Source organism: Nocardia sp. NPDC049190 (genome assembly GCF_040648115.1).
In the GTDB taxonomy this organism is placed as follows: domain Bacteria; phylum Actinomycetota; class Actinomycetes; order Mycobacteriales; family Mycobacteriaceae; genus Nocardia.
In genome coordinates this window covers 135215-148682 of record NZ_JBEZDE010000010.1, presented here as the reverse complement: position 1 = coordinate 148682, position 13468 = coordinate 135215, and the positions used below count along the sequence as shown (strand labels likewise).

Here is a 13468-nt window from a genome sequence, read left to right as displayed (position 1 = left end):
CATGCAGGTAACCATGACCGTCAACGGCAGCCCGGTGACCGCGGAGGTCGAGGCCCGCACCCTGCTTGTCCACTTCCTGCGCGATCAGTTGCGGCTCACCGGAACCCATTGGGGGTGTGACACCAGCAACTGCGGCACCTGTGTGGTGGAGGTCGACGGCGCGCCGGTGAAGTCGTGCACGATGCTGGCCGTCATGGCCGGCGGTCGCTCGGTGCGCACGGTGGAAGGACTCGAGGTGGACGGCCGCCTCGATCCCGTACAGGAAGGCTTCATGCAGTGTCACGGACTGCAGTGCGGATTCTGTACACCGGGAATGATGATCACCGCCCGCGCCCTGCTCGATCGCGATCCGAATCCCGACGAACAGACCATCCGGGAGGCGATCTCGGGCCAGATCTGCCGCTGTACCGGATATACCACCATCGTGCGGTCGATCCAGTGGGCCGCGGCGAAACAACGGGGCGAAGCCGCGGAGCCCGAACCCGCGGCCCCGGCCGCTCCGATAGCGAGCGCGTCATGACCGCCGTCGAGTCCCGGCCCGAAGACCAGGTCGACAACGACCACAAGCCGTGTGGTCACGGCCGAATGCTCCGCAAGGAGGACCCCCGCTTCATTCGCGGACACGGCAACTATGTCGACGACGTGTCACTGCCCGGCATGCTGCATCTGGCAATCCTGCGTTCTCCGTTCGCGCACGCCCGGATCGTGAGCGTCGATACCTCTGCGGCACAGGCGCATCCCAAGGTCAAGGCGGTGGTCACCGGTGCGGACCTGGCAGCGAAGGGTCTGGCCTGGATGCCGACGCTGTCGAACGACGTACAAGCAGTGCTGGCGACCGACAAGGTCCGATTCCAGGGCCAGGAGGTGGCCTTCGTCGTCGCCGAGGATCGTTACTCCGCGCGCGACGCATTGGAGCTCATCGATGTCGAATACGAGATGCTCGATCCGGTGATCGACGCCCGGACCGCCTTGGCGCCGGAAGCGCCGGTGATCCGCGACGATCTCGACGGCAAGCAGGACAACCACTGTTTCGACTGGGAGACCGGCGACGCCGCCGCCACCGAGTCGGTATTCGCGCGCGCCGACGTCGTCGTCGAACAGGAGATCGTCTATCCGCGCGTGCATCCCGCGCCGATGGAGACCTGCGGGGCCGTGGCGGATCTCGATCCTGTGACGGGGAAGCTCACCCTGTGGTCGACGAGCCAGGCACCGCACGCCCACCGGACACTCTACGCATTGGTGGCCGGACTGCCCGAGCACAAGATCCGGGTGATCTCACCCGATATCGGCGGTGGATTCGGAAACAAGGTGCCCATCTACCCGGGCTACGTCTGCGCCATTGTCGGGTCGCTGTTGCTGGGTAAGCCGGTGAAGTGGATGGAGGATCGCAGCGAAAACCTCACCAGCACCGGTTTCGCCCGGGACTACATCATGCTCGGCGAGATCGCCGCCACCTCCGACGGCAAGATCCTCGCCATCCGGTCGACCGTGCTCGCCGATCACGGCGCCTTCAACGGCACGGCCGCACCGATCAAGTATCCGGCCGGCTTCTTCGGCGTCTTCACCGGCAGCTACGACATCGAGGCCGCCTACTGCAAGATGACCGCGGTCTACACGAACAAAGCTCCCGGCGGCGTCGCCTACGCGTGCTCGTTCCGGATCACCGAAGCCGTCTACTTCGTCGAGCGGCTGGTGGACTGCCTGGCTCAGGAACTGAAGATGGATCCCGCCGAGCTGCGGCTGCGAAATCTTCTTCGCCCGCAACAGTTCCCATACACCAGCAAGACCGGCTGGGTGTACGACTCCGGCGACTACGAGAAGACCATGCGCCTGGCGATGGACATGATCGGCTACGACGCCTTGCGCAAGGAGCAGCAGGACAAGCGCGCCCACGGCGAGTTGATGGGCATCGGCATGTCCTTCTTCACCGAGGCCGTCGGGGCGGGTCCGCGCAAGGATATGGACATCCTCGGCCTCGGAATGGCCGACGGATGCGAGTTGCGCGTCCATCCCACCGGCAAAGCCGTGGTGCGTCTGTCGGTTCAGACCCAGGGACAGGGGCACGAGACGACTTTCGCGCAGATCGTCGCCGAGGAGCTCGGCATACCGCCGGATGACATCGACGTAGTGCACGGCGACACCGATCAAACGCCGTTCGGGCTGGGCACCTACGGCAGCCGGTCGACACCGGTCTCCGGCGCCGCTGCCGCACTGGTGGCGCGGAAGGTCCGCGACAAGGCGCGCATCATCGCGTCCGGCATGCTCGAGGTCTCCGTCGCCGACCTCGAGTGGGAGAAGGGCTCGTTCCAGGTCAAGGGCGATCCGTCCGCCGCCGTGACGATCCAGCAGATCGCGATGCGCGCCCACGGCGCCGGCGATCTGCCCGAAGGGATCGAGGGCGGACTCGACGCGCAGATCTGTTACAACCCGGAGAACCTCACCTACCCGTACGGTGCGTACTTCTGCGTCGTCGACATCGACCCCGGGACGGCTGTGGTGAAGATCCGGCGCTTCCTCGCCGTCGACGACTGCGGCACCCGAATCAATCCGATGATCATCGAGGGCCAAGTGCACGGTGGCATCACCGATGGCATCGGCATGGCGCTGATGGAGATCATCGCCTTCGACGACGACGGCAACTGCCTCGGCGGATCCCTGATGGACTATCTCATCCCGACCGCGGTCGAGGTGCCGCATCTCGAGACCGGATACACCGTCACCCCCTCACCACACCATCCGATCGGTGCGAAAGGAATCGGCGAATCCGCCACCGTCGGATCGCCGCCGGCAGTGGTCAATGCGGTGGTGGATGCGTTGGCACCGTTCGGCGTTCGGCACGCCGACATGCCGCTGACGCCGTCGCGGGTGTGGGAAGCGATGCAGGGGCGGGCGGCTCCGCCGATCTGAGAGGGTGCCGGCAATGGGATCACCGATGAAGATGGCCGAGCGGGCACAGCAGCTGGTCGGCGCCCGGACTCCGTTCGTGCACGCGACCGTGGTGCGCGCGCAGCAACCGACGTCAGCGCACGCCGGAGACGAGGCGATCCTGCTGCAGGACGGGACGATCGAAGGATTCGTCGGTGGCCAATGCGCGCAGAACTCCGTCCGCAAGGCCGCACTCGGCGCCCTGCAGTCCAACGAAAGTGTGCTGCTGCGCGTGCTGCCCGACGGCGATCTGCAGTTTCCGGAGGCGCCCGGCGCGGCGGTAGTGGTGAATCCCTGTCTGTCCGGCGGAGCGTTGGAGATCTTCCTGGAGCCGCAGATCCCCGCGCCGCTGGTGCGCGTCTGCGGCGCGACACCCATCGCGGAGGCCCTGGCCGACCTGTGCGAACGGGTGGGATTCGGGGTGCAGCGCACCGGCGCCGGAGCCGACTCGCCGGAGTCGCTGGCCGACACGACGGCGATGGTGATCGCCAGCCACGGCGGCGCGGAAGCCGAGTCGATCCGCGCCGCGCTCGACGCTGGTGTGGGGTATATCGGGATGGTGGCCAGCAGAGTTCGGGGTACCTCGATTCTCGACGAACTCGGGCTGACCGACGCCGAGCGGGCGCGCGTACACACCCCGGTGGGTTTGCCGATCGGCGCCAAGACGTCCGCGGAGATCGCCGTCTCGATCGTCGCGCAACTGATCCAGGCGATTCGAAAGGGTGGCTTGGCCGTCACAGCTCACCCTGCGCATGGCGCGGTCGAGGCGCTCGATCCAGTGTGTGGCATGACCGTGACGGTCGGTCCGGACACGCCGCATCTCACTATCGACGATGTCGACCACTGGTTTTGCAGCTCGGGCTGCCGCACCTCCTTTGCCACGGCGGGGACGGAGTCATGACAGCCGGGTTCGTCACCGGGGTCGTGCTCGCGGCGGGTAGCTCACGGCGCCTCGGCACTGCGAAACAGCTACTGCCGTATCGGAATACGACCGTTCTCGGCGCCACCCTCGACGTGGTCCGGTCCTGTGCCTTCGATCAGGTCGTCGTCACGCTCGGCGGCGCGGCTGCGGCGGTTCGGCAGCAGGTCGATCTCGCCGGACTGGAGGTGGCCATGGCCGACGACTTCGGGGCGGGCTGTTCGTCGTCGTTGCGCTCTGCCCTGCGCGTGGTGGATCCGCGGTCCGACGGAATCCTGCTGATGCTCGGTGATCAACCGGGCCTGTCGGCGGCGACTGTCGACCGACTGATCCGCGAGACGACGACTGCCGCGATCACAGTCTGCCACTACCACGACGGTGTCGGCCATCCGTTCTGGCTGAGCCGCAGCGTATTCGGCGAGTTGACCCGAATGCACGGCGACAAGGGCGTGTGGAAGATCATCGACTCGGGCCGCGTGGCGGTATCCCGACTCGAGGTCGACGCACCGGTGCCCCTCGATGTGGACACCTGGGACGACTACGAGCGGCTACGGGCCGCCACGTCGCCATGATGTCGCCGTTCGACGATGTCGAAGACGTAGTGCGACGATTCGATGCCGACGACTACCTGCTCGACACCGGCGCCGCCGCCGCTGTCTATCTGGCCACCACATTGGGTCGGCCGCTGCTCCTGGAAGGCGAACCGGGGGTGGGAAAGACGACGGCGGCGAAGACCCTGGCCACCGTGCTCGGTGCACCATTGATCCGCCTGCAGTGCTACGAGGGACTCACCGTGAGCGAAGCACTGTACGACTGGAATTACCAGCGTCAACTGCTCAGCATCCGGCTCGCCGAGGCGCGCGGTACCGACCTCACCGAAGCCGACCTGTTCACCGAGGCGTTCCTGGTGGACCGCCCGATCCTGCGTTGTGTGCGATATCGCGGCCCGACGCCCCCGGTACTGCTGATCGACGAAATCGACCGTGCCGATGATGAATTCGAAGCGCTGCTACTCGAATTCCTCGGCGAGGCCGCGGTAACCGTCCCCGAACTCGGGACTTTTGTCGCCGCGGACCCGCCGATCGCGGTGCTGACCTCCAATCGCAGCCGCGATCTGCACGACGCGCTGCGCCGGCGCTGCCTGTACCACTGGATCGACTACCCGGAGCCGGCCCGGGCGGTGGCGATCGTGCGGCGCACCGTGCCGGGGGCAACCGACGCGCTGATCGAGCACGCCACTCGATTCGTCGGCCGGGCACGCGACCTCGATCTCGACAAGCCGCCGGGCATCGCCGAGACCATCGACTGGATCGCCGCGCTGGCGACACTCGACGTCGCCGATCTCACCGCACCGGCGGCGGTCGCCGCGCTCAGCGCCCTGGCGAAGACACCCGACGACCGCTCCACCGTGCGTATGGCGTTTGCCGAATATACCCAAGGCTTGGCTACCGGATGAGAGGGAAACTCCGATGAAGATCGCCAACGAATTCACTGTCAACGCACCCGTCGAGCAGGCATGGGAGGTGCTGACCGACCTCGAGCAGGTGGTACCCCTGATGCCGGGCGCGCAGATGGTCGGCTGGGAGGGAGATGACTTCCTCGGCAAAATCAAGGTCAAAGTCGGGCCGGTGACCAGCGAGTTCGCCGGCAAGGCGAACTTCGTCGAGCGCGACGACCGGGTCCATCGCGCCGTCATCAACGGCAGTGGCCGGGACTCCCGCGGATCCGGAAACGCCGCGGCGACCATTACTACACAACTGCGCGAAGACGGCGACCAGACCCACGTCACCGTGGATACCGACCTCAAGATCGTCGGCAAGCTGGCCCAGTTCGGCAGCGCGATGCTGCAGCAGGTATCCGAGAAGCTGGTCGGCCAATTCGTCGCATCCTTGGAAGCGAAACTCGCGGAAGGCGACTCGGCCGCCACCGCGCCGGTAGTCGATTCGGACAGTGGAGCGGGGCTTGCGCAACCGGTCGGACAACCCGAGCCGGAGCCACTCGACCTCGTCGGCCTCGCCGGGCCCGCGATGATCAAGAAGTATGCGCCCGCGCTCGCGCTCGGGCTGGCGGCCGTACTCGCGATTGTCCTGGTGCGCAGGCGGATGCGCGGGAAGCGATGACACGAGCGGTGCTGCTGCGCGGCGTCGACCTGGCCGCATTCGCCGTCGCGATGGTCGCGCGGCTGCGCCGGGGTGGCGTGGCGGTGGCCCCGAGCGGACCCGCACTGTTCGTGCACGCCTTACGCCGCATGCCGCCGTGGTCGGGCACCGAACTCTACTGGGCGGCGCGGCTCACCCTCGTCGATCGCATGGAGGATCTCGCCGCCTTCGACGCCGTCTTCCGGACTGTGTTCGCCGATACCGTACTGGGCGTGGACCCGCCCAGCCGAGCGCACACGCTGCCGACCGAACCCGCGCCGGAAACGCGTATGGGCGCTCCGGAGCACTCCGGACGAAGCACCGAGGTCCCCTGGGCGACATGGCGATCGGCCACCATCGCCGACCGAGCGATCGAGAACGAGGCGGTGCTGCCGGACGTGCTGCCGAGCCGGATCGCGGCACGAGCACAGGAGTCCTTCGCCCGCTTCGATCCGGACGATCTCCGGACGATCGGCACCTGGTTGGAACAGGCGTCGGCGCTGTGGCCGCAGCGTACGAGCAGGCGCCAGGAATCCCATCCGCACGGCAAGCGGATCGACTTCCGGGCGACGATGAACGACTCCCGCCGCACCGGATGGGAGTCGGCGCTGCTGGTCCGCACTCGTGCCCGGCGCCGCCCCCGCCGGATCGTCATGGTCTGCGACGTCAGCCGCTCCATGCAGCCCTATTCGACGATCTACCTGCACCTGATGCGCGCCGCGATACAGCGCCGTTCATCCGATCGCCCCGAGGTGTTCGCTTTCTCCACTTCGCTGACCAGGCTGACCCCGGTGCTGGCACACCGTTCCCCAGATGTCGCGCTGGCCCGGGCCAACGACAAGGTGGTCGACCGCTTCGGTGGCACGCACATCGGCCGCTGTCTGAGTGCGCTGTTGGCTTCGTCGTCCGGGAACGCGGTGCGCGGCGCCGTCGTCGTGATCGCGTCGGACGGCTGGGACAGCGACGCCCCCGAGGTCCTGGCCCGTGCGATGGCTCGGATCCGACGTCGGGCTTGGCGCGTCATCTGGCTCAATCCCCGTGCGGGCGACGCTCGATTCCAGCCGGCCACCGGAGCGATGGTGGCCGCCCTACCGTTCTGCGACCTGATGCTTCCCGCGCACACCCTGGCGAGCGTGCACTTGTTCATGCAGGCCGCCCTGACATCAGCGACCAGCACCTGATGCGGGCATCCAGCGAGCGGTGGTGACATCGCTACGCGTCCGGCTGCATCCGGTGCCTCGGCTGTTGGCGGGGTTCCTGATGTATCCGTGGCCCGAGACCGTCGGCATCTGGGAGCGATTACGGGAGTTGCTCGCAGACAGCTCAGATGAGTTGACCGTGCAGACCGGAGTCCTGTCCGGCCCGGAGGGCGCCCCCATGCTGCTGGTCTCACCATGCTGGAGCGGCGATCCAGCTGTGGGCGAGCAGCACATCGACGACGTACGCGAACTCGGCAACCCGGTGGTCTCGCAGGTCGCGGCGATGACACACGGCGAGATGCTGCGGCTGTGGGATGCCCACGTCGTCACCGAGAACCACTACGCGCTGGGCACCAGGTCGGTCGCCGAGTTCACCCCCGGCGTCATCGCAGCGCTGGTGCACGCCGGTGCGCACCGCACCGCACCTCACCGCTGTCGGCTGTGTTGAGCCACCACTTCCACGGCGCCGCCACCAGAGTTCCCGAGGACGCGACCGCCTTCGGCATGCGACGCCCGCACTTCGTCGTCGAGATCCTCGCCGCATGGGAGCCCACTGACACCGACGGCGAGCGACACCGCGCGTGGACCGACGCCACTTCCACCATGCTTGCCCCGGTGGCCCTGCCCGGCGGCTACGCCGCTTTGCTCGGTCCTGACGACGGCGAGCAGATTGCCGACGCCTACGGCCGAAACGCCGCCAGACTGCTGGATGCCAAGGCCCGGTTCGATCCGGAAGGGATCTTTTCCGCCACGCCCCTCCCGCCACCGTGACGGTAAAACTCGCCGGCAGTGCGCCCGCGAGTAGACGGTCCACCAGATGACGGATTCGAAGCCGTTGCGGTGCAGCCGACCAGGAACCCGGCACCGTGCGCTCTGGGCGCAAGGACAGTCGGTGCCGCGGGCGGAAGATTCAGAGCAGTTGGTCGCAGCGCAGCTGAGCCTTGGCCGCCGCGCGCCGTCGGTCGGTCCGGTCACACCACCGCTGATGCTGGTCGCGCATCGTGTTCCAGTCGTCGGCGGCCGCGAAGATCCACTTCCGCTCCAGCTCTGCCGCTCGCACCGCCGGCGTCTCCCGCTCCACCTCGTTCTCCGCGTGTGCGGCGCGATCGACCAGTTCGGTCCAACGCCTGAAATCTTGATGCAGCTCGCTCTCGATCACGCGATTCATGTTTCTGACCTCCTGGATACCTAGCTTCGTGACAGCTCTGTCGACGCCTCGTACTCATCTCGACGTCGGAGCACTATTCCGCCCCCATGTGCCCGATCAGATAGTTCCGCTCCGGATCGAGCCAACCGGCCACTGCCTTCCAGTCGGCCGGATTCATTCGCACATCAGCGAATTCCACCGATCGAACACAGTTCATGTGCATACGCCGGCGTTCATCCATTCTCTCTCGCAATGCTTTTCCGCATCGCAGACACCGCATCTCTTTCATGATCACAAGCCATTCACACCTAATTATTCACCGTCAGAGCAATTTTCGGACATCGAGCGCTTCTCCGGGATCGGAGTCATACCGCGCCCGTTACGGTCCCCTCGCCGGGGGCGGGGTGGTCGACTCCTCGGTCACGACCGCCAGCCACCGACCCGATGTTCGCTCGAGATGTCCGGCGGGTCGCGGGCCAGGACCTAGGGATACCGGACCGAGGTGGCGCTGTGGCAGTCGGCCGCGCACGGCTCGGAGCGCAGATCCGAGCCTGACTGCGATGACACCCACACCGGGCGTTTCCGAGAAAAACCGAAGCAGGACCGGTCTGCTGTGCGCCCGCTCACCGGGCTCGACGAGCCGAAGGTAGGCCCTACCTTCCGGCGCCCCGAGTTCGCGTTCCGGAGAGCGGCCGTATTCTCGTCGTGATAGGCCGAGATTTGTGGTGCGATTTGTATTGCGGGGCCCCGACAGAATCAGCCCCGCCAACGAGCGGACCATGTTGTCTTTACCTCACGGGTTCTCTGTGCTCGGTCCCGGTAATTCAGTCCGACGGGAGCTGCCCGAGCTTTCGGTCACTGCCATGTTGTCCAACTAGGTACATGTCGCCACATCGGTAGCCGTCCATCACAGTCGAATCCACTACCTATGTCACATGCCCTACTCACCTCGATCTCTTCGTGAGATCGATGCTCCGACCGGGCCGGATTCGAAATTTCCCAGCCGGTGATGTCCGTACCGAGGCAGGTCAGCGAAGAGATTCGGTACTGCGAAAACACCGGCGGGTTGCCTGATCGCGAGGCTCCTTGATCATACAGTGATTGAACTCCGCCGGAATATCCGAACGGGGCGACATCATCGATCCGTACAGATGTCGTTCCAATCACGGCTGGGTTTCGCATCGGTCTTCCTCGCTACCATTCGAGTCGCTAGACTGATTTCTGACATTAGGGATGCGCCGATACGGGTTCGACCTGATCTGCGCACGGGACGCACGGAAACGCGCATGTCAGCGGAGGCTGCGGATGACACTTTCCGAGCCGTATTCGGTGGAGCAGGCCGACACGGCCACCGTCTCGGCCGGTGATTCGACCGGTTTCTGGGCGGAGCATGTCTGTCGCCACCAAGGCACCCTGCGATTCCGTTTCACCAATCCCTCGACATTCCGCGGCTGGCTGGCGGTACAGCGATATACGAGCTATCAACTGGTCGAATTCTGGTCCGATGGCATCGTCTACTCGCGTACGCCCACGGATATCAGGCACGATGACGACGCAAGTCTGCGCCTGCTGCTCCCTACCACCGGCACACTGCACCTTCGACAAGACGACCACTCCGTACAGGCTCTCCCCGGGCAAGGAGTAGTGGTCACAAAAGCACGCCCGCTGAATTTCGGGCAGCCACAATTCGCGCGAGCGTGGGTCATGAACCTCCCCGCCGGTGCTGTTCCCCTCGATGTCGGCAGCGGACCTGCCCTGCTCGACCTGAGCCAGGGCATGGGTTCGGTCGCGGCGAGCATGATCAACGAACTCGGCGAACAGCGCCATGCCGTGGATGGGCCCGCCTTCGCCACGGCGTGTGACATGATCGCCGATCTACTCCGCATGTGCCTGCGTCCGGGGAGCGAGTCGCCCAGCACGCTGGCGGCCGTAGACGCCGCGGTCCGTGACTATGTCCGACGACATGCCCACGACCCCGACCTCACCCCTGCCGTGATCGCGCGAAGCCTCGGCTGGTCACTGCGCCAGGTCCAATTGGCGTTGCACCACACCGGAACGACACCGAGCCAACTGATCCGCACCGCGCGGCTCGACCGGGCACATCGCATGCTCCGTGACGCCCCCACGAACCGCACCGTCGCCAACATCGCCTACGGCAGCGGTTTTCGCTCACTCAGCGCCTTCGGCGCCTCCTTCAAGGCGCAGTTCGGATTGACTCCGCAAGAAGCACGGACCCACTGACAACCTGGAGCGGGCCCTCAGCGGCCGGCTGCGCCGCTGCGCAGCCGCAGTTCGTCGGGATCCAGGCCGCGATCGATGCCGTGGGGCACGACGGTCTGACCCGATTCGAGCACGAGCCTCCTCCCGTCGAGGTAGACATCGACGATGTTCGGCTCGAACGACACCCAGCCGGACACGGCGGCGACCTCGGGCCATGCCGCCAGATACGACCACGCGGCGCGGTGGTGCGCGCCGATGTCGTAGTAGCTGGCCAAGCCCTTGTACGGGCAGAACGTCTCGCCGTCGACCAGAGCCAGCGCGGCGGAGTCGATGTCGTCGCGGGCGACGTACCAGCGCGGAGCGAAACCCGATTCGTACAGCGCGACCGGATGCCGCGTCTCCGCGACGACCCGATCACCGTCGCGGACGACAAGATGGCGCGAGGTCCGGCGGATGTCGATGCGGTGGTACATGTCGGCAGCGTGACCGACGATTCGCTCGTCTTCTTCGTAGAAGCCGTCCATCGACCGCCAAGCGAAGGCGACCCGGTCCCGTAGGACATCTGCGTAGGCCGGGAGGGTGCTGTATTGCCAAGCGGCTCGCTGCGTCTGCTTGTCACCGCCGTGCACGGCGAACCACACGGTTGTCCCGAGTTCGCGATGTCGCGTCGTGCGCGACTCCGGCACGAGCATGCCCCGGCGGACATCCGCCGAGGGAAAGAACGCGACCGGATAGCGGTCCGGCTCATGCAGCAGGACGACGTCCTCGCTGTCGGCCACCCACGCTCCGTCGAATCGCACGCGCATCCGCCGGCGCAGCGGTTCGGCGAACAACAGCCGTTCCGGCAGCGGGTCCGCCACCAAGAAATGCCCTACCGACCGGGATGCCAACGGCCCTTGCTGCCATGCCAAACCCATTGATTTCCCCCTTTGCTCTCGCTTCTTGGTTCACCCTGTTCGCTCGAAATCCGAGCCGCCGCGGCCACCATCCAGCGGACAAGCACAGTTCAGCGCGTGCCGGTCACGCGGCCGAGGAAATCGCGGATCAGCTCGGTGACCTCGTCACCGGCACTTTCCAAGAGGAAGTGACCGCCGTCGAGAAGGTGGATCTCGGCGTTCGGCGCATCCTCGGCGAATGCGTGAGCACCGTCCGGGCCGAAGATCGGATCGCCCGTGCCCCACACCGCCAGTACCGGGGGGTGACTACGACGTAGGTACTCGTGCAGTGCCGGATACAGCGGTGCGTTGGTCGCGTAGTCACGGAACAGCGCGAGTTGGATCGCGTCGTTGCCGGGCCGCGACACCAGCTCGAAGTCGTGATGCCACGTGTCGGGGCTGACCACGCTCTCGTCGGCGACGCCGGTCAGATATTGCCACCGGATGGCCTCCAGGCTCAGCGCGGTTCGGATCCTGGCTTCGGTCTCGGGCGTCTGCGCGCGCTGGTAGTCCCACACGGTCGTCCAGAAACTGTCTACGAAGCCGGCGTCGTAGCCATTGCCGCTCTGCGTGATGATCGCAGTGACCGCCCGGGGCGCGGCCAACGCCAGGCGCCAGCCGATCGGGGCTCCATAGTCCTGCACGTACATCGCGTAGCGCGCCACCCCCAACTGCGCGAGCAGCCCGGCGGTCAGGTCGGTCAGAGCGTCGAAGGTGTACTCGAACTCGTCCACCGCCGGCGCGGCGGACAACCCGAAGCCGAGATGGTCCGGCGCGACGACGCGGTACCGGTCGGCCAGTGCGGGAATCAGGTTGCGGAACATGAATGAGCTGGTCGGGAAGCCGTGCAGGAGCACGACCGTTGGAGCGTCCCGGTGGCCCGCCTCTCGGTAGAACAAACGCCGGCCTTGCACCGTCTCGTAACGGTGGTGCACTACAGCCATCTTCAACCCTCCATCATCTAACCACTCTGATGAACTTCGATAGTTACAGCAGAGCATGGCCGGAATTAACTGTCAATACTCTTTTCGGTGGTTATGATCGAGCCGATTATCCCGACCGGCGAAACGCTGCACCGCTCGTCCTGGCGAATACCACCCGCTGTCGATGCGAAGCGCCGCGACAGGTTCGCCGACCTTCGAACTGGGACGTCCGATGGGCACCCCTCCGCGAAGAACGAGCTGTGCGTCCGCTGGGCGTGCGACACCCGGCGTCGTCGGCGGTCCCGCCGCACCAGGTGTCACACCTGCCAGACCCGATGCTGTCCAGCACCGTCCCGGCCCCCCGACACCAGGCAGGGCACTGGTCCGCTGCTCGCAACCTGACACCGACCTGGTCCCGGACCTGCGACAAAGCCCGATCTCGCTCGGCTCGTCGTTCCTCGTCCGCCGTGGCCTTCCGCTGGTCGGGGCAGCCCGACCGAGCACATGTGATGACCGAAATGTGACGCCCGACCCGTCGGGACTTTCCGGTCCCTGACGCCGGTTGTATCTGGGGCCGATATCAGGAGGTCATGTGACACAGGAACACAAGCGAAATCCCACCGCGATCGCCGCGCTGTCGCCTGAGCAGTACCACGTCACCCAGGAGAGCGGGACCGAGCGGGCGTTCACCGGCGAGTACTGGGACCACCACGAGGCCGGCATCTACGTGGATGTGGTGTCCGGGGAGCCCTTGTTCGCCTCGGTCGACAAGTTCGACAGCGGAACGGGATGGCCGAGTTTCACCAAGCCGATCGATGCCGGGAACGTGGTCGAGAAGCGAGACTTCAGTCATCTGATGATCCGCACCGAGGTGCGCTCGGCGCACGGTGGGAGTCATCTCGGCCATGTCTTCACCGACGGGCCCGCCACGGCGGGCGGGCTGCGGTACTGCATCAATTCGGCGGCACTGCGGTTCATCCGCCTCGAGGACCTCGAGGCGGAAGGTTATGGGCAATACCGGACTCTGTTCACGAAGGAGGAAGCGTGACCACGCGAAAGGCG

General features: G+C 66.1%; 14 protein-coding genes. 11 read left to right on the top strand and 3 right to left on the bottom strand.

Features of this window, described 5'->3' with window-relative positions; translation table 11 throughout:
- Position 1 precedes the first annotated feature (1 nt).
- The 9 genes from AB0B25_RS11870 to AB0B25_RS11830 are packed head-to-tail and all read left to right on the top strand — an operon-like array spanning position 2 to position 7952.
- Positions 2-520: a (2Fe-2S)-binding protein gene (locus AB0B25_RS11870; RefSeq protein ID WP_357177296.1), complete on the top strand. Its 519-nt coding sequence runs from the start codon at positions 2-4 to the stop codon at positions 518-520.
- Entirely contained in the window at positions 517-2907 is a 2391-nt protein-coding gene (locus tag AB0B25_RS11865) for an aerobic carbon-monoxide dehydrogenase large subunit (protein WP_357177295.1), read from the top strand. The genes AB0B25_RS11870 and AB0B25_RS11865 overlap by 4 nt, the downstream gene beginning before the upstream one ends.
- A gap of 25 nt (positions 2908-2932) precedes the next feature.
- On the top strand, positions 2933-3826 hold the full coding sequence (locus AB0B25_RS11860) for an XdhC family protein (RefSeq protein ID WP_357177364.1): 894 nt from the start codon (positions 2933-2935) through the stop codon (positions 3824-3826).
- The gene (locus tag AB0B25_RS11855) at positions 3823-4416 is read left to right on the top strand and encodes a nucleotidyltransferase family protein (protein ID WP_357177293.1); all 594 of its coding nucleotides are present in this window, start codon (positions 3823-3825) and stop codon (positions 4414-4416) included. The genes AB0B25_RS11860 and AB0B25_RS11855 overlap by 4 nt, the downstream gene beginning before the upstream one ends.
- Positions 4413-5300 (top strand): MoxR family ATPase, encoded by an 888-nt coding sequence (locus tag AB0B25_RS11850; RefSeq protein WP_357177291.1) that lies wholly within the window; start codon positions 4413-4415, stop codon positions 5298-5300. Before AB0B25_RS11855 ends, AB0B25_RS11850 begins: the two co-directional genes overlap by 4 nt.
- A 13-nt stretch (positions 5301-5313) precedes the next feature.
- Positions 5314-5964, top strand: coding sequence for an SRPBCC family protein (locus AB0B25_RS11845; protein ID WP_357177289.1), 651 nt, complete (start codon positions 5314-5316; stop codon positions 5962-5964).
- A complete protein-coding gene (locus AB0B25_RS11840; protein WP_357177287.1) occupies positions 5961-7163 on the top strand; it encodes a VWA domain-containing protein in 1203 nt (400 codons plus the stop codon). Before AB0B25_RS11845 ends, AB0B25_RS11840 begins: the two co-directional genes overlap by 4 nt.
- Positions 7164-7185: 22 nt before the next feature.
- Positions 7186-7629 carry a hypothetical protein gene (locus AB0B25_RS11835; RefSeq protein WP_357177285.1) on the top strand — a complete coding sequence of 148 codons (444 nt, stop codon included), beginning with the start codon at positions 7186-7188 and terminating at the stop codon, positions 7627-7629.
- Positions 7623-7952, top strand: coding sequence for a BBE domain-containing protein (locus tag AB0B25_RS11830; protein ID WP_357177284.1), 330 nt, complete (start codon positions 7623-7625; stop codon positions 7950-7952). Before AB0B25_RS11835 ends, AB0B25_RS11830 begins: the two co-directional genes overlap by 7 nt.
- A 139-nt stretch (positions 7953-8091) precedes the next feature.
- On the opposite strand, the gene AB0B25_RS11825 is transcribed toward AB0B25_RS11830, so the two are convergent.
- Entirely contained in the window at positions 8092-8349 is a 258-nt protein-coding gene (locus AB0B25_RS11825; protein WP_357177282.1) for a hypothetical protein, read from the bottom strand.
- A gap of 1284 nt (positions 8350-9633) precedes the next feature.
- Between AB0B25_RS11825 and AB0B25_RS11820 the strand changes: the two genes are divergently transcribed.
- Positions 9634-10569 (top strand): helix-turn-helix domain-containing protein, encoded by a 936-nt coding sequence (locus tag AB0B25_RS11820; protein ID WP_357177280.1) that lies wholly within the window; start codon positions 9634-9636, stop codon positions 10567-10569.
- Between the two features lie 17 nt (positions 10570-10586).
- On the opposite strand, the gene AB0B25_RS11815 is transcribed toward AB0B25_RS11820, so the two are convergent.
- Complete coding sequence (locus AB0B25_RS11815; protein ID WP_357177278.1) at positions 10587-11465, bottom strand: DUF427 domain-containing protein; 879 nt, start codon at positions 11463-11465, stop codon at positions 10587-10589.
- 89 nt (positions 11466-11554) lie between these two features.
- Positions 11555-12427 (bottom strand): alpha/beta hydrolase, encoded by an 873-nt coding sequence (locus AB0B25_RS11810; RefSeq protein WP_357177274.1) that lies wholly within the window; start codon positions 12425-12427, stop codon positions 11555-11557.
- 571 nt (positions 12428-12998) lie between these two features.
- Here AB0B25_RS11810 and msrB point away from each other — a divergent pair.
- Positions 12999-13454: a peptide-methionine (R)-S-oxide reductase MsrB gene (msrB, locus tag AB0B25_RS11805; protein ID WP_357177270.1), complete on the top strand. Its 456-nt coding sequence runs from the start codon at positions 12999-13001 to the stop codon at positions 13452-13454.
- The last annotated feature ends 14 nt before the right edge of the window (positions 13455-13468 follow it).